Origin of the sequence: Neisseria dumasiana (assembly GCF_022870885.1) — a bacterium.
In the GTDB taxonomy this organism is placed as follows: domain Bacteria; phylum Pseudomonadota; class Gammaproteobacteria; order Burkholderiales; family Neisseriaceae; genus Neisseria; species Neisseria dumasiana.
Map to the genome: position 1 here is coordinate 1633022 of NZ_CP091509.1, position 15616 is coordinate 1648637.

A 15616-nucleotide genomic window follows, 5' to 3' on the forward strand; every position below is an offset into this window, starting at 1 on the left:
TCTGAATAACACACCATGAGCGATACCCGCAGCACTTCCCCCGATGCCTTGCCGTTGCCGTTCGGTTTGCCGATTGCTGCCGACCGTAACGTTGCGGCATTGCCTTTGCCGCTCAAACGGCGGTTGGGCGACGTGCAAGACGGCGGTTCGGTTGCCCCTGATAAAGACCGTGACTACGGTTATAACCCGTGGCGCGACCCTGTGCGGCCGATGGTGTCGGCATCGTTCGGCTTTGTGTTGCCGCCCGTTGCTATGCGTGCGGCCCTGCAAGGCGGTTTTTCAGGTGGCCTGCCCGTAGCGTTGGATTATGCCGGTGTGTATATGGATGCGGTAGATGTGGCCGCCTGTATGCAGGCTGCGGTGCAGGGTATGGCAGCCCTGAAACGCAAGCAAAAAAGCGTGTATGCCCCCGCCGTGCTGTATGCCGGCGAAGCCACAGCCAATATCAGCGGCATGGCGGATTTGAGGCGCGAAACCCGCGCAAATATGTCGGGCGGGGCGTCTTTGGTAAGGTGTGACCGTCAACCGTCGGGCGTGGCCGAAGCATTGCGTAAGTGCGGGCTGCATGATTTTAGGCCGTCTGAAAGCAAGGTGTTTACATTGGATGCTTACGTTTCCGCCCGCGCGCCAACGGCAGCCTGCCGAAAATCGGTAAGCCTGCCCGCCTTGCCCGTGCCGTGCGAGTGGTACGAAATCCCCGCCGAGCCTATGCCGCCGCAACCGCCCGACAATACTTATGTATGCGGCTTGCGCCCGCCGCCCGATAAGATGCCGCTGCGTTTCCGCCGCCGCGTTATCGGGCATGGCTCCGGCAGTATGCCGATACCGTTTACCTGTCATCCCGAACTTAAAACCCCCGTATTAAAGGCTTATATGATAGTCAATACCGTATCCGCATCGTTTGACGATACCCCGCTCACGCTGTTATCGGCATCGTTTACCACCGATATGGGCGGTTATTGTTGGCAGGGTACGGTGACGGTGCCCCCTGATGATTTTGCCCGGCTGGGTATGGATGATCGGGCAAAAGGCCGCGAAGCGGTGATTGCCGTCAATATTAATGGCGGGCTTTTTGTCATATTGGCCGAGGAATACCGAGACAACCGTGCGTTCGGCCAAAAAAGCTACACGGTATCAGGCCGCAGCGTTACCGCCCGTTTGGGCGAGAGTTATGCCGTACAGGCAGGCGGTGTGTTTGATGCGCCTATTTATGCGCGCCAAATTGCCGACACCCAGTTGAAAAACACGGGTATCAGATTAACCGACTGGCGGGCGGCCGATTGGCTGATTCCTGCCGGCATCTACGCATCAACCGATAAAACGCCGATGGCGGTTTTGCAGGAATTGGCGCAGGCGGCAGGGGCGTTTGTCGAAAGCCACCCCGGAAATGCCGAAATCAACATCAAGCCCCGCTGGAAAAAGCCCGCGTGGGAAGTATCTGCCGCGTCGCCTGATGTTTCCATTCCTGCCTCCGTTATTTTGAGTGTCAGCGGCAGCCGCAGCGTTAAACCGCTGGCAGGCGGTGTATTTGTGTATGCCGACCATGCCAAAGGCAAAGGGGCGGACGTTTACCGCAAAACGGGCAACCGTGAGCCGCGAGCCGCAGCCGTTACGGGGCCACTTTATACCGACATCCCCGTGCTTCAGGCGGCGGGTGTGGCGGCATTGAGCGATACGGGTACGCACAAAACCGAAACCGTTACCCTGCCCGTATCCGACAAATATGCCCTGCCGTTGGCGCAATTGGGGCAGATTTGGCAGATACAGGAGCCTGCGGGGTCGTGGCAAGGCGTGGTAACGGGTGTGACGCTGGCCGTCGATATTGAAAACGAAGCCCCGCGTGTATTGCAAACGGTAGTTATTAACCGCTACTTGGATAATTAAGGCGATTTTAAAAATGAACATTTTTGAGCAATTTAATGCCATTTTTAACCGCGAGCAGCGCGGTATTGCCAAAATCACAGGTGATTTGGGCGGCGGCAGCTTTGCCGCCCGTGCGCACGGTGGCGGAAACATCGTTTTAAGCGGTCAGGCGGCGAACGGGCAGAGCGTGTTTTACGACAAGCGTACCAATAAGATTCTCGGGCAGGCTCCCGATTTGCAAATCACCGATATTCCCGTGTAGTGAACGGCCTGTACTCTGATAAGGCCGTCTGAAAACGTAAACTTTCCCCATGAACAAGCCTTTAACCTACAAGCGCGGCGAAACCGTGGAAATCACGCTGCTGTTAGATATTTTGGACGACTACGGCATTTCCGCCCTTTATGGCGTGAATACCCTTGCCCGTATCCGCCCGAAATTCGGCAATGACGCGGCAGCAGCCTTTGCCGTGGATGTGTTTCCCGAGCAAAACCGCGTGTTGTTGACGCTGCCTGCCGAGCAGTCGGCCAAGCTGAAAGAAGGTGCTTATGTTGCCGATGTGGCCTTTACCCGCCTTTCAGACGGCCTTGTGCAGATGAGTGGGGATATAGCCGTCGAAATCATCAAGGGGACGAGCCATGCTGGTTAACTTCCGCGTTTACCGCGGCAATATTGCCCATGCCGAACGGCGGTTCGATGACGATTTATATAAGGTTTGGCTCGCCCAGCCCGAAAACCAAGGCAAAACCTTTGATGACTTTACCGTGTGGCTACAAAGTTTCAGGCCGTCTGAAGAAGAGGCTCCCGATTTTGTCGCCCGCCTGATTTTAGCCATGTCATAAGTGATAAAAATATGAAATTAAGTGAACGTATTAATCAATTCATCGATAAAGTCGGCGAAGTGCTTAAGGGCATTAAGGGCGACATCGGCCATAAATCGGCATTGCAGACCGAGCATAAAGACAGCTTGGTGGGCGCGGTCAACGAGCTTAAAACCCGAATCGACAACGCTTCATCAGGCGGAAATGCCGCCATTAACGACAACGCGCCCGCGTCTGAATCTAGCGTTTACTCCAGTCAAAAAACGCAACAGCTGATTGATGCCGCTAAAAATGATGTAAAACAGGAAGTTAAAACCGAAATCTTAGACGGTGCAGAAGAAGCCTACGATACTCTGAAAGAGGTAGGAAACTATATTAAAGAAGATAAAAGCGGAGCGGCGGCAATGGCCGAGCAAATCGGTAAGCGCTTGCGTATCGACGAATCTCAAGTGTTGTCGCCCGAGCAGAAAACCGCCGTGGAAACCACTTTGAATTTAGGCGATACCGATACCGATTTTGTCGCCCGTTTTGAGCAGGCACTGCAATGACACTTAAGCAACAAATAGAGCGTCTGTGCGACCGCATCGCCGATGAGTTCGAGAAATTGAAACAAAACAGTGCTGTGCCGCCTTACCAAGAATTTCAAGAAGGGTATTACACCCGCCAGCAATTGGAGCAATTTAACGGCGGCAAGCCTTTAGCTAATTCTCGGTTTGTTACTTGCCCTTGGCCAAAGGCATTTCAAGGGCGGCCGTGTGTACAAATAACGCTTGATATTGTCTCGTCTAGTTCAAGAGTTCAATATATTCAAAATATTACAGAGAGTAGTTTCGATGTTGCCACCAACTACGCAGCCGACCTTCGGGGCGTGTGGTTTAGGGCATATGTGAAATAAGGAGGATTGTAATTTAGAGATTTTAATGAGGGGCGGCGACGGGCAGGTGCTGGAACACTTGCCCGCCAGCCAAGCAGACCTAACCTGCATTGACTTCTAGGGCCGCCTTGCCTAGCTAGGCGGCGGAGATTTTACCTTAAACGGAGTGAATGCGACATGGTTAATTATCGCCAATTACGCTGCGTCTGCTGTTTAAAGCTGTTGGCTAAAGGCAGCGGTAGCGTGCAAATTAAGTGTAACCGCTGTAAAACAATCAATACTTTCAATTAATTGGTTAACAGAGTGCCTTGAGCGCCATATTTTAAAATAGAGCATCAAGAATGCCGACGCGAAAGGAAAATATGGATGCACAAGCACCTTCACGACCAACCGTCGGCAGCCTATTTGCAGGCATCGGCGGCTTCGATCTCGGTTTTGAGCAGGCAGGGTTCAAAACGGAATGGCAAGTTGAAATCGCCGATATTCCCCGCGCCGTGCTTGCCGACAGATTCCCGCATGCAAAGCAGTTTACCGATGTCAGGACATGCTTGCCCGACTTATGGCGCACCGATGTCATCATTGGCGGATTCCCCTGCCAAGATGTCAGCACCGCAGGCAAGCGCCGCGGACTTGCGGGCGAGCGCACCGGCCTGTTCTTCGACGCACTCAATATTGTCAACACGCTTAAGCCCCGCTGGGTGGTGCTTGAAAACGTCACGGGGCTGCTCAATTCAAATGATGGCAAAGACTTTCAAACAGTTATCCAGTCCCTTGCCGAATGCGGGTATGTGGGATGCTGGCGAGTGCTTGATGCTCGCTATTTCGGAGTCCCCACAAAACGCCGTCGCGTATTCGTGGTCGCTGGACTGGGAGAGCAGCCACCCATTGAGTTTATGGCTGACGCCGGGCCAACTGACAGACTGGCTGGCAAGGCGGCAGCGGGTAGCCCGTGGGCGGACGCACACCCAACTTTACTTGCAGGCTTCCCCAGCGGGACGAATATCGACATCTCGGGTGCCAATATCTGCCTTGTCGCCGACGGACGGAGTAAGATGGTTGAGCGGGGCAGAACGGTTGCAGATAATGGGCTTCGCAAAGGATTGGATGCGTCCAACTTTGCGGAAGCTCGGGCTGCCGGAAACGCCGTCTGTCCGCAAGTCGCACGTTGGATCGCCGAAAAACTCATCAAAACATTTTGATTAATCAAAAAGGCAGAGTGCCGCGAGCGCCTGCTGTCTATGACACATTACACTAAAGCTCCTCTGCCGTTTGTCGGGCAAAAACGTAACTTTATCAAGCAGTTTAAACAGGTTCTAAACCATATCCCTGCCGACGGGGACGGTTGGACGATAGTGGATGCATTCGGCGGTAGTGGTTTGCTGGCTCATGTTGCCAAACACGTTAAACCAGCAGCCCGCGTCATTTATAACGATTTCGACGGCTATGCCGACCGTTTGCGCCATATTCCCGACACAAACCGTCTGCGCAAGAAGCTTGCAGAATTATTGGCAAGTTATCCGCGCGATAAACATATCGACAAAGCAACTAAGTCTAAGGTCGTTGATGTCATCGAATCATTCGACGGCTATAAAGACTTGGGCTGTCTGCGTTCTTGGCTACTGTTCAGCAGTAATCAGGCCGGTACAATGGCCGAGTTTCTTGGCAAAAATATGTATAACTGTATCCGACAAACCGATTACCCCGATGCCGAATACTATTTGAAAGGATTAGAGATTGTTTCCCAGCCGTTTCAAACCCTGCTGCCCCAATATACATCGCAGCCCGATACCCTGCTCGTACTCGATCCCCCGTATGTATCAACATTACAAGGCATGTATGCCAACCAAAATTACTTCGGCATGGTTGAGTTTTTGCGTCTTATCCACATGGTTCGCCCGCCTTTTGTCTTCTTCAGCAGCACACGCAGCGAGTTTATGGATTATTTGGATTTCATAAAAGAATACCGCCCTGACGATTGGGCGGTATTTGATGGGATGGAGCATGTAAGTTACACAGCAAGCGTCTCTACAAGGGCGAAATATGAAGACAATATGGTTTTTAAATTCTAGTGTGGATGTCGGAAAATTGCGCTGCTTTTGTCACGGCTCGATTACCACCAGTGCATGACAAAAAAAATGCAAACCAATGACAAAACGCGCGCGACCTTACACCGAGATAGGGGCTTTGCTCCCTATCTCGGACTCTTCTATATTTGCTGCCCCTACCTGACTTAAAAATAAAGCCCCAACCCTTGATAATCCTAGTGGGTTGATTACATACCCAAATTTTAAAATTTGGCGTATGATATCTGCAACACAACATAAAAACACAACTGAATACGGTAAACACAAAAAGTAAAAGATCAGGTGTAACAAGAGAGAAATGCGGCCAGGCATTTCGAATCGGATACCGATATTGTTTATTGTTGAGTGGTTTCTCGAAAGAAAGGATGCTGACGAACAGATAGCCTAAGTTGACCAACCGGTTTGGTAATGATGCGCATAGCGCCCGAACAAACTATATGGGTCGGAGGAAAAAACACTCCGGCTCCCCATAACATTTTGTCGAGGAGTGCAGATGATGCCATCCCAAACCCAAACCCAAACCGGATTGTTAATTTTTACCTGCCGTTCCATCTATATGCAGAGAATTGCCGATGCTGTAGAGGACGGCTACGAGTATTACGTCTGCGGTGAAGTGCCGACGGTAAAGCTGCCTGTATTGGTAGATAAATTTACCGTTAACTTCCCCCTACATCACTCGCCCAAACAACGCTACCGTGCGCGTCAGAAAGGTAAAAGCAGCACAAAATTGCTGTGCTACCGTCACGATAAGGAGCCGGATAAAGTCCGGTTTATTTTGCTGCACCGTCGCAATAAAAACAGCGATTTGCCCAAAGGTGAGCAATGGCAGATGGTCACCAACCGCCATACCCGGATTCACAGTAGCGGTTATGAGCTGGTGCGCCTGCCGAATGAACGCAAACCGGACAGCCCCAAGAAACCGTTGAAACCTTACCGGTGGTCGTGGCAGTATACCGGGCAGCGCATGAGCGATTTTGAAGCGGATATAAAACGGGCGGTGGTTCGCAAGTCGGAAGCAGATTATTTGGCGTTGTTCGAAAGACTCTCCCGCACATTAGGCTTCGCAGGTGCGCGACAGCAGGCATTCGGTTTGCTGAAGCGTATGGAAAGTGAATGGTTGAAAACAACCGGCCGGAAACCGCCCCGGCATTTTAATGGCAAGCTGCCTACGGTAAGGCGGTTGAAGAATGAAGGGATTACTTTGGCTGAATTGCAGAAAGAATCTTAAATACCATAAATCAAAATATGCGGCTGGAAGGAGGAAATCCTACCAGCCGTTTTTTCAAGATGTATGGTGCCGTAGCAGTTGTATTCGTAACGCGATACCAACCCGTCGGGCTGGTTGTGCTCGATCATGATATGGTTGCGGTAGGCGAAACCGCGCAGACGTTTGCCGTCGCGGTCATAAACGGCGGTCAAATCGCCGTAGCCGTCGTAGCCGTAGCGCACCAGTTCTCGGCTGTTGAAGGTAACCGAGGTTAGGCGGTTGACGTAAAGGTTGTCGTCTTTGCCGACAAATACGCCGTGTTCGGCAGCGGCATCGAATACTTCGTCGCTGTCGTTTAGGCGGATGGAGGAGAAGTGTAGCTGGAACTGCCTGCCGCTGCTGTCGTAAACGCTGTGCGGCAGTCCGTTGTCGCCGTAGCAAAGGCGGATGTGGTGATGGTTGCGGTTGAGTTGGGCGATGAGCTGGTAAATGCCGTCGCCCTCGTCGACTTCGGCGAACCATAAGCGGGCACCGCCGTCAGGTGAGGCGATTTGGTAGAGGCCGTCTGAAATTTGCGAGAAATAGATTTGCTCGTAAGGATCGAAATAAGCCGATTCCAAACCGTAGGGATCTTCTTCCGCAGATTCAGGTAACGGATCGGCATCTTCTATATCCAAACCGTCTTCATCATCGTCGGCATATTGCGGTTCGTCTTGCTCGTCATCAATATCCGGCAGCGGAATTTCCCGGCCTTGCTCGTCAATATAAAGAAAGCCGTTTGCGCGGCGTTCCAACCGCATCGAGAAAGGCAGCGACCAGCCCTGCCCCAGCCAGCCGTTACCGAGTTGGTCGGAATAGTAGCTGCGTTGCCATACAAATGGCAGCGGCCCGTCAAATGCAAAATCCGCTTCGGTTTCGTCAAACAAGATCTTGATACCGAGAACGGCATTAACCGGAGGGCCGACTGCTGCGGCGACCTTACATGAGATACAGGTTCCCGAACCTGTAACCAACCCGCCGTCAAACCCCGCACCGCTGCCGCCACTGAAACCGCTCACGGTCTTTTTGGTAGGCGGCTTCGGCCCCGGCACACCGGGAATCATTGAGGCTAAAGAAATCACCGTAGAAGCGACATCAACAGCCGCAGATACGGCGGAATCGGGGGAAACAATTGATAAAGCGGTAGAAGCGACATCGGCCACCATCTCGATTACTTCAACGGGGCCGGCGGCATTGGTCAGCGGTTCGGGCGGATTGGCGGAGCCTTGGGACACCATGGCCGGCGCAGAAGGCTGGGGAATGAGAATGCCTATGGTGTTGCCGAAAGATGCCATGACGGTTAATGGTTTGAATTAAATTGGTAAAAGGGGCGAATTGACCGTCTGAAAAATAAGGCGATTATAGCTTTTTTAAGCCAATAAAATCTCTTTGGGCGGTTTTGCTTAGTGCAAGTTGATTCTCTGATATTGAACTACTTTTTTCAGACGGCCTTGAGTGATTTTCTGTTTTATTTCAACTAAATTATAATACTTACTGATTACGACAATAATGTCTCTTTTAGCATATCTTCAAATGATTCGTATAAAATCTCAAAATCCGATGAATCATGATAATAGATAGCAATTTTACCCTCTTCATTCATAATAATAGGGTTTCCAGAGCCATCATCGGATATAGCATAAAATTTATTCATGGACTTCCCATGTAGCTTCAAAAGCTTTTGAAACCCTTGTGTTAGTTCAATAACCGTTTCTTTACCAATAATTATAGGGTTATCAAAAGCATGAACGTCTATTCCTACACATGCTCCTCCAAAAGTTTTAATGAACTCAACATAATCATCATTAAATTTCACATCTAAAATATTTTCAGCATTTTTAATTTCATCATTTTTAGCGGGAGAACCTCTAAAATCTGGATTATCTCGAAAATATTCATGTAATAAATTCATTATTTCTATTCTCATAATTTTATACCTCTTCTTGATAATTCTTTTAATGCTTGGTCATACCAAAACTCTCTCTTCCACTGATTAAATTTCTCTCTATTATCAATACCTCCCTTATTACCTAGCGGATGTAATGCTTTTGAATTTTCACGATGACATCGTTCAGGCATAGCAATAATAGGCCCATCACTTTGTTGCCTATAATGATGAAGAATAATTGTATTTCCTTTTTTATCAACAGGAGATTTACCAAAAGGCCTGTTATTTTCAGGGCTATTTAAAAAAGCAAGACTTTTTACCTGAGAATCTGATAAATGTTGCAATCCTGTATAGCCTGTAACGGATAAAGTTAAACCTGTGGAGCTTGTAAATAATATAGGATTCCTATTTAAGCCAAGTATGTCCAACCAGCTAAAGACATTTGGTGCAAACCAATAAAGGTTATTACCGCCTGCCAACCCAATCGGATCCTGATTCACAAACCGACCACAATCAGGCTCATAGTAGCGGAAGTAGTTGTAATGCAACCCCGTCTCTTCATCACAATACTGGTTTTGCAATCTAAACGGCTGGTGCGCATGCTGATACACCCGCTCGTCTGTTTTCAGACGGCCCCAAGCGGTATATTCGCCGTACCACAGCAGATTACCGAGCTGATCGGTCATTTCGCGCGGGATGCCGATTTGGTCGGTGTGGAAGTAGCTTAGGTATTGTTTGCCGTCTTTGGCGTTGTCGAAGATTTGCGCCAGCGGTTCGTAGCTGTCTTGGTCGGTGTAAATATAGCTGTAGCTGCCGCGGTAGTTATATTCTTGCAGCAGGCGGCTGCCGTCCCATACGAAATGGGTTTGTTTCGGATCCGTGGTGGTTAGGGCACCTTTGTCGGTTCGTTCTTTGCTCAAGCGTCTGCCGAACGGGTCGTAGGCATATTCCCATGTTTGGCTTTCGCCGCTGTTCTTTTTAATCTCGGCCAGTACGAGTTGGTTTTCGCTGTCGTATTGGAACAACTGGCTTTCACCATTGGGCAGTTGGCGGTAAATCATATTGCCCAAGGCATCGTAGGTGTATTCGCTGCCGTTGTATGCTTCGAGGCGGTTGCCTTTGCCGATGTTGCGGCCTTTACGCTTGCGCTCTCCGCCCCCTCCCCGACCCTCCCCCGCCGCTGCGGGAGAGGGGGTATTCAGGCCGTCTGAAACCTTATCCGACAGGATATTGTGCGCAGGGTCGAAAGCGAACTTTTCGCTGTGGCCGGTTTGTTTGTTGACGGCGCTTTCAATCCGCCCGAGTTTGTCGTACACGTAATCCAATACGCCGCTGCGTTGGTCGGCGGTCTGAATCAGGTTGCCGGCTTGGTCGTAGCGGTAGCTTCGGCGCACTGCACCGCCGACCAGGGTATTGAGTTTGCCGTTGTGCTGCAAAGTGCGGTTGGCGGTGGCGGTTTGGCGTTTCAGACGGCCCATCGGGTCGTAGTCGTAGCGGCTGGTTAAAGCGCCTTGGGTTCTTTGGATTTCCTGATGCAGCCGGTCGCGTTCGATGTCGCTGATGACTTCGCCGTCGAGGTTGATTTGGTGCAGGTGGCCGCTGCCGTAGTAGAGGTAGTTGATGCTGCGGCCGTCGGGGAAAACGGTTTGAATACGGTTGCCGAGCGGGTCGTATTGATAGCCTACCGTTGCGCTTTGGCCGTTGTGGACGGTGGTTTCGCTGACGAGCCGGTCGAGTACGTCGTAAACGAGTTCGACGCTGCTGTGGCGGTTGCGGGCTTTAACCAGATTGCCGGTCAGCGGGTCGTAGTCGAAGCGGGTGCGGCGGTAGTGTTTGCCTTCTTCGGCGGGAACGGGGGTGCCGTCGATGCGGCGGCTGGTTTTTTCCACCAGCTGGCCGAGGATATTGCGTTTGAAGCGGTGGATGTGCCAAATTTCGGGGCGGTCGGCTTTGAGGCCGTCTGAAAGGCCGTATTCGGTTTGTTCGGTCAGTTGGCCGGCGGCATCGTAGGCGTAGCCGGTGATTTTGCCGGCAGGATCGTTGACGGCAACCGGCAGGTTTAAAGTGTCGTGGTAGTCGATTTGGGTAATGAGTGAGTTAGCAAGAATTTTTTCAGATGACGTTACTTAACGAGGCCATCTGAAAAAGCAAATGATTACAGGTAACCAATCTTACCCGTATTTATTTTGGTATTTGATAGGTTCGGGTTGTTAAAGAACGAGGTTCAGACAATCTTAATTACCTGATGCTGTCTAAAGCATAAACTTACTTTTTCGTTTTCTTCTTGGGATTTAACTCTTCTTTCCGTTGCTTATAAAACTGCCAGTATTTTTTGTCTCGATAAGAAAATGGTTGATAACGTAATTCATCATAAGCCAATTGAAAATATTTATAGGCATTTTCCATGTCGTCAAGTTCGAAATAAATCACACCCGCATCGCAGAATACACTTGCAGCAGGTTCTGTTTCTCTAGCCTTGAGTGAGAGTAATATCCAATCCAATGCTGTTTTGTAATTACCTTTTTTCTCATAAACCCTAGAAATACCGTTGGCAACGGAAGAAGTTGGCTCAACCCAACTTGTTTTAGGTTCAGGAATTAAATCCCATGCTTTTAATTTGGTAGCTAATTTATCTTCAATGTCTGTCAAATCATTTGATGAACAAATTAGCTCATTAATTTCATTGGCTAAATCTGGATTTTGGTTTTGCAGGTACATCGCTACTCCTTTAAATTTTTATATAGTTAACAACCTTTAGGTACTTTCCCGTTTCTTGGTTTTCGTGGTTTTTTATACCGTGATGTGCTTTTTCCTCCACGTGAACAATTTCCTGGTCCATATTCCAACCTATAATTATCAGAATTTAACATCCAAGCTCTAACAGGTTGTGATTTAGCCCCATGATAACGACCACACCTATTCCAATAGTCCACGGCATCTTCCGGATTATGTCCCATATGTGCGTCCCTTAGAGGATATTCCTTACCGTTTACATCGGTAAATTTTGCATCTGGGTGCTTCTCGTGAATATCGGACGCACTAGTTAGTTTATCAATTTGTTCTTTTGTAATACCGGTAATTAAACCTTCATCGAGCATACGTTTCATCACTGCACGACCTGTCGCAGAAACTTTTGATGGAGTTTTTCCCAAATATTTTAGTCTATTTGTGCTTCTCAAGCCCAAAAAATCATGCCACCCTTGTCCATTTGGAGCAAACCAGTAAAGGTTATCTCCTCCCACTAAACGAATCGGGTCTTGATTAATAAATCGACCAGTATCCGGCTCATAGTAGCGGAAGTAGTTGTAATGCAACCCCGTCTCTTCATCACAATACTGGTTCTGTAACCTAAACGGCTGGTGCGCATGCTGATAAACCCGCTCGTCTTTTTTCAGACGGCCCCAAGCGCTATATTCACCGTACCACAGCAGATTACCGAGCTGGTCAGTCATTTCGCGCGGGATGCCGATTTGGTCGGTGTGGAAGTAGCTTAGGTATTGTTTGCCGTCTTTGGCGTTGTCGAAGATTTGCGCCAGCGGTTCGTAGCTGTCTTGGTCGGTGTAAATATAGCTGTAGCTGCCGCGGTAGTTATATTCTTGCAGCAGGCGGCTGCCGTCCCATACGAAATGGGTTTGTTTCGGATCCGTGGCGGTTAGGGCACCTTTGTCGGTTCGTTCTTTGCTCAAGCGTCTGCCGAACGGGTCGTAGGCATATTCCCACGTTTGGCTTTCGCCGCTGTTCTTTTTGATTTCGGCCAATACGAGTTGGTTCTCGGTATCGTATTGGAACAACTGGCTTTCACCGTTGGACAGCTGGCGGTAAATCATATTGCCCAAGGCATCGTAGGTATATTCGATACCGTTGTATGCTTCGAGGCGGTTGCCTTTGCCGATGTTGCGGCCTTTCAGACGGCCTGTGTGAGGCCTGTCTGAAAGGTGTTCAGACAGGCCTTGGGTGTCTTTGAGGCCGTCTGAAACTTTATCCGACAGGATATTGTGCGCGGGGTCGAAGGCGAACTTTTCGCTGCGGCCGGTTTGTTTGTTGACGGCGCTTTCAATCCGCCCGAGTTTGTCGTACACATAATCCAATACGCCGCTGCGTTGGTCGGCGGTCTGAATCAGGTTGCCGGCTTGGTCGTAGCGGTAGCTTCGGCGCACTGCGCCGCCGACCAGGGTATTGAGTTTGCCGTTGTGCTGCAAGGTGCGGTTGGCGGTGGCGGTTTGGTGTTTCAGACGGCCCATCGGGTCGTAGTCGTAGCGGCTGGTTAAAGCGCCTTGGGTTCTTCGGATTTCCTGATGCAGCCGGTCGCGTTCGATATCGCTGATGACTTCGCCGTCGAGGTTGATTTGGTGCAGGTGGCCGCTGCCGTAGTAGAGGTAGTTGATGCTGCGGCCGTCGGGGAGAACGGTTTGGGTACGGTTGCCGAGCGGGTCGTATTGATAGCCTACCGTTGCGCTTTGGCCGTTGTGCACGGTGGTTTCGCTGACGAGTCGGTCGAGTACGTCGTAAACGAGTTCGACGCTGCTGTGGCGGTTTCTCGCCTTTATCAGGTTGCCGGTCAGCGGATCGTAGTCGAAGCGGGTGCGGCGGTAGTGTTTGCCTTCTTCGGCGGGAACGGGGGTGCCGTCGATGCGGCGGCTGGTTTTTTCCACCAGCTGGCCGAGGATATTGCGTTTGAAGCGGTGGATGTGCCAAATTTCGGGGCGGTCGGCTTTGAGGCCGTCTGAAAGGCCGTATTCGGTTTGTTCGGTCAGTTGGCCGGCGGCATCGTAGGCGTAGCCGGTGATTTTGCCGTCCCAACCGGTTTCTTGAATCAGGTTGTCGGTGTTGTCGTAATCGAGGCGGTAGCTGTCGCCGTTTTCGTTGGTAAGGGTGGTTAATCTGCGGGCTTGGTCGTAGCGGTAGCCGAAGCTATGGCCGAGGGCGTTGGTGCGTTTGACCGGTAAACCGTCTACCGCCAGTTCGTATTCGGTTTTGGCACCGAGGCCGTCGATATGGGCAATCAGACGGTTGATGCGGTCGTATTCGAAACTTTCGCTGCTGCCGTCGGGGTAGTCGGTGCGGATGTGGTTGCCGGCTGCGTCGTAATGGTGGCGGGTGGTATGGCCGAGGGCATCGGTAACGGTTTCGAGGTCGCCGTATTCGGTGTAGCTGAAACGGGTGGCTTGGCCGGAGCAATCGGTATAGCGGATCAGTCGGCCGTCTGAATCGTATTCGAGCTGTTTGGTTTTGCCCAGTGCGTCGGTAATGGTGGCGGGCAGCCATTGTTCGTTGTAGGTGTACCCGGTGCTGTGGCCGGCGGGGTCGGTGATGTGAATCAGGTTGCCGCGCCCGTCGTAGGCGTATTCGGTGATTCTGCCGGCGGGATCGTTGACGGCAACCGGCAGGTTTAAAGTGTCGTGGTAATCGATTTGGGTGCGGCTGCCGTCGGGCGCGGTGATGCTGATCACGTTGCCGAAGGTGTCATAACTGAAACGGGTTTCGCGGCCGAGTTCGTCGCGTTGGACGGTAATCCGCCCCCAGTCGTCACGTTCGCTATCGGTGCGGTGGCCGTCGGCATCGATGTGGTACACCATTTCGTTGTTTTCATCGAAACCGTAGATTTCGACGCGGCCGAGTACGTCGGTAACGCGGGTATGGCCTTGGCGGTAATCGAAATGCCACTCCCGTCCGCTGTTGTTGCTGCTCTTCAATACCTTGCCGTCGGTGTCGTAACGGTCGTATTCGTAACGCGATACCAACCCGTCGGGCTGGTTGTGCTCGATCATGATGTGGTTGCGGTAGGCGAAACCGCGCAGACGTTTGCCGTCGCGGCCGTAAACGGCGGTCAAATCGCCGTAGCCGTCGTAGCCGTAGCGCACCAGTTCGCGGCTGTTGAAGGTAACCGAGGTTAGGCGGTTGACGTAAAGATTGTCGTCTTTGCCGACAAATACGCCGTGTTCGGCAGCGGCATCGAATACTTTGTCGCTGTCGTTTAGGCGGATGGAGGAGAAGTGTAGTTGAAACTGCCTGCCGTTGCTGTCGTAGACGCTGTGCGGCAGTCCGTTGTCGCCGTAGCAAAGGCGGATGTGGTGATGGTTGCGGTCGAGTTGGGCGATGAGCTGGTAAATGCCGTCGCCCTCGTCGACTTCGGCGAACCATAAACGGGCACCGCCATGAGCAAGTTTAAATTGTTAAAGAACAGAAGACCGTCTGAAAAAGATTTTAGCTAGTTTTTTTCAGACGGCCTTGAAAGCTAAGAAATAGGAATGCGTGCGTGCCTAAGGCACACACCCTACCTGCAAAAGAGACATTTTATACAGGCTACGGCTTGCTGAAAGGTTTTGGCTAAGTCTGCGGCTTGTGTTGGGCTTTGCAACGCAATCTATGCTTAGTGCATCTATACAGATTGAAAAACATTAGACAGAATTACGCCCTTCAAGTATCTGTTTTTCGACTTGATTCAATATATTATGCAATAATTCCCTATCTTCTTTAGCAAATTTCCATTTATCCATTTCAGGAACATCTAAGCAACGGTGCAATGCTTGACAGTATAAATTCAATTGTTTTTCAAAATCTGCATTTAGGAAATCTTCGTATTTAATGTACAGACGAAATTCCAAGGTTTTATTTTTCAGGCTACGGCGGATAATTTCCTTATACTCTTCTTCTCTTGGAGAGCTTGGGCCTAAACAAATAGCTATAAATGCCCATTCCCACTCTTCATATTGAGAATTATTGAGTTTAACTCCAGAGATTTGTTGATTTAATAGTGGCTCAACTAATTTCCTGATAATACTAATATGTTCAGCAACAGTAAAATCTGACTCTTGTGATGCCCAAAATTTCATAACTCACTC

The 15616-nt window shown here is 50.5% G+C and carries 17 protein-coding genes; 11 read left to right on the forward strand and 6 right to left on the reverse strand.

The features are described from left to right. Window positions 1–15 precede the first annotated feature (15 nt). From LVJ88_RS07525 to LVJ88_RS07570, 10 genes are all read left to right on the forward strand, one after another. Window positions 16–1884, forward strand: coding sequence for a hypothetical protein (locus LVJ88_RS07525; RefSeq protein ID WP_233127506.1), 1869 nt, complete (start codon window positions 16–18; stop codon window positions 1882–1884). Between the two features lie 13 nt (window positions 1885–1897). Beyond that, window positions 1898–2125, forward strand: a complete 228-nt coding sequence (locus tag LVJ88_RS07530; protein ID WP_085417921.1) for a hypothetical protein — start codon at window positions 1898–1900, stop codon at window positions 2123–2125. A 49-nt stretch (window positions 2126–2174) separates the two neighbouring features. Next, window positions 2175–2510 carry a hypothetical protein gene (locus LVJ88_RS07535; RefSeq protein WP_085417920.1) on the forward strand — a complete coding sequence of 112 codons (336 nt, stop codon included), beginning with the start codon at window positions 2175–2177 and terminating at the stop codon, window positions 2508–2510. After that, on the forward strand, window positions 2500–2703 hold the full coding sequence (locus tag LVJ88_RS07540) for a hypothetical protein (RefSeq protein ID WP_085417919.1): 204 nt from the start codon (window positions 2500–2502) through the stop codon (window positions 2701–2703). Before LVJ88_RS07535 ends, LVJ88_RS07540 begins: the two co-directional genes overlap by 11 nt. A gap of 11 nt (window positions 2704–2714) precedes the next feature. Then, entirely contained in the window at window positions 2715–3230 is a 516-nt protein-coding gene (locus tag LVJ88_RS07545) for a hypothetical protein (RefSeq protein ID WP_085417918.1), read from the forward strand. Beyond that, window positions 3227–3577, forward strand: a complete 351-nt coding sequence (locus tag LVJ88_RS07550) for a hypothetical protein (protein WP_085417917.1) — start codon at window positions 3227–3229, stop codon at window positions 3575–3577. The genes LVJ88_RS07545 and LVJ88_RS07550 overlap by 4 nt, the downstream gene beginning before the upstream one ends. A 156-nt stretch (window positions 3578–3733) precedes the next feature. Further along, window positions 3734–3847 (forward strand): zinc finger domain-containing protein, encoded by a 114-nt coding sequence (locus tag LVJ88_RS07555; RefSeq protein ID WP_085417916.1) that lies wholly within the window; start codon window positions 3734–3736, stop codon window positions 3845–3847. Window positions 3848–3918: 71 nt separating this feature from the next. Next, on the forward strand, window positions 3919–4755 hold the full coding sequence (locus tag LVJ88_RS07560) for a DNA cytosine methyltransferase (protein ID WP_085417915.1): 837 nt from the start codon (window positions 3919–3921) through the stop codon (window positions 4753–4755). 33 nt (window positions 4756–4788) lie between these two features. Then, a complete protein-coding gene (locus LVJ88_RS07565) occupies window positions 4789–5625 on the forward strand; it encodes a DNA adenine methylase (protein ID WP_233127514.1) in 837 nt (278 codons plus the stop codon). Between the two features lie 508 nt (window positions 5626–6133). After that, window positions 6134–6868, forward strand: a complete 735-nt coding sequence (locus LVJ88_RS07570) for a hypothetical protein (protein ID WP_244694133.1) — start codon at window positions 6134–6136, stop codon at window positions 6866–6868. Here the strand turns inward: LVJ88_RS07570 and LVJ88_RS07575 are convergent. The 5 genes from LVJ88_RS07575 to LVJ88_RS12605 form a co-directional block, all read right to left on the reverse strand. Continuing rightward, window positions 6865–8181: an RHS repeat domain-containing protein gene (locus LVJ88_RS07575; protein WP_244694134.1), complete on the reverse strand. Its 1317-nt coding sequence runs from the start codon at window positions 8179–8181 to the stop codon at window positions 6865–6867. The genes LVJ88_RS07570 and LVJ88_RS07575 overlap by 4 nt on opposite strands. A 203-nt stretch (window positions 8182–8384) precedes the next feature. Next, on the reverse strand, window positions 8385–8813 hold the full coding sequence (locus LVJ88_RS07580) for an SMI1/KNR4 family protein (protein ID WP_198941600.1): 429 nt from the start codon (window positions 8811–8813) through the stop codon (window positions 8385–8387). Next, window positions 8810–10663, reverse strand: a complete 1854-nt coding sequence (locus tag LVJ88_RS07585) for an RHS repeat-associated core domain-containing protein (protein WP_244694135.1) — start codon at window positions 10661–10663, stop codon at window positions 8810–8812. Before LVJ88_RS07585 ends, LVJ88_RS07580 begins: the two co-directional genes overlap by 4 nt. A gap of 376 nt (window positions 10664–11039) precedes the next feature. After that, window positions 11040–11492: a hypothetical protein gene (locus LVJ88_RS07595; RefSeq protein WP_085418678.1), complete on the reverse strand. Its 453-nt coding sequence runs from the start codon at window positions 11490–11492 to the stop codon at window positions 11040–11042. Between the two features lie 26 nt (window positions 11493–11518). Next, a complete protein-coding gene (locus LVJ88_RS12605) occupies window positions 11519–14635 on the reverse strand; it encodes an RHS repeat-associated core domain-containing protein (RefSeq protein WP_342346016.1) in 3117 nt (1038 codons plus the stop codon). 138 nt (window positions 14636–14773) lie between these two features. Here LVJ88_RS12605 and LVJ88_RS07610 point away from each other — a divergent pair, with 138 nt between their 5' ends. Next, entirely contained in the window at window positions 14774–14917 is a 144-nt protein-coding gene (locus LVJ88_RS07610) for a hypothetical protein (protein WP_172392950.1), read from the forward strand. Between the two features lie 255 nt (window positions 14918–15172). Here LVJ88_RS07610 and LVJ88_RS07615 read toward each other — a convergent pair whose 3' ends face one another. Then, window positions 15173–15607 (reverse strand): Imm44 family immunity protein, encoded by a 435-nt coding sequence (locus LVJ88_RS07615; protein WP_085356901.1) that lies wholly within the window; start codon window positions 15605–15607, stop codon window positions 15173–15175. Window positions 15608–15616 lie beyond the last annotated feature (9 nt).

Excerpts from the sequence above, each read along its gene's own strand:
- LVJ88_RS07525 (WP_233127506.1), top strand. The coding sequence starts at position 16 with ATGAGCGATACCCGCAGCACTTCCCCCGATGCCTTGCCGTTGCCGTTC.
- LVJ88_RS07580 (WP_198941600.1), bottom strand. The coding sequence starts at position 8,813 with ATGAGAATAGAAATAATGAATTTATTACATGAATATTTTCGAGATAAT.
- LVJ88_RS07615 (WP_085356901.1), bottom strand. The coding sequence starts at position 15,607 with ATGAAATTTTGGGCATCACAAGAGTCAGATTTTACTGTTGCTGAACAT.
- LVJ88_RS07555 (WP_085417916.1), top strand. The coding sequence starts at position 3,734 with ATGGTTAATTATCGCCAATTACGCTGCGTCTGCTGTTTAAAGCTGTTG.
- LVJ88_RS07540 (WP_085417919.1), top strand. The coding sequence starts at position 2,500 with ATGCTGGTTAACTTCCGCGTTTACCGCGGCAATATTGCCCATGCCGAA.
- LVJ88_RS07550 (WP_085417917.1), top strand. The coding sequence starts at position 3,227 with ATGACACTTAAGCAACAAATAGAGCGTCTGTGCGACCGCATCGCCGAT.
- LVJ88_RS07575 (WP_244694134.1), bottom strand. The coding sequence starts at position 8,181 with ATGGCATCTTTCGGCAACACCATAGGCATTCTCATTCCCCAGCCTTCT.
- LVJ88_RS07545 (WP_085417918.1), top strand. The coding sequence starts at position 2,715 with ATGAAATTAAGTGAACGTATTAATCAATTCATCGATAAAGTCGGCGAA.
- LVJ88_RS07530 (WP_085417921.1), top strand. The coding sequence starts at position 1,898 with ATGAACATTTTTGAGCAATTTAATGCCATTTTTAACCGCGAGCAGCGC.
- LVJ88_RS07535 (WP_085417920.1), top strand. The coding sequence starts at position 2,175 with ATGAACAAGCCTTTAACCTACAAGCGCGGCGAAACCGTGGAAATCACG.
- LVJ88_RS07570 (WP_244694133.1), top strand. The coding sequence starts at position 6,134 with ATGATGCCATCCCAAACCCAAACCCAAACCGGATTGTTAATTTTTACC.
- LVJ88_RS07595 (WP_085418678.1), bottom strand. The coding sequence starts at position 11,492 with ATGTACCTGCAAAACCAAAATCCAGATTTAGCCAATGAAATTAATGAG.
- LVJ88_RS07560 (WP_085417915.1), top strand. The coding sequence starts at position 3,919 with ATGGATGCACAAGCACCTTCACGACCAACCGTCGGCAGCCTATTTGCA.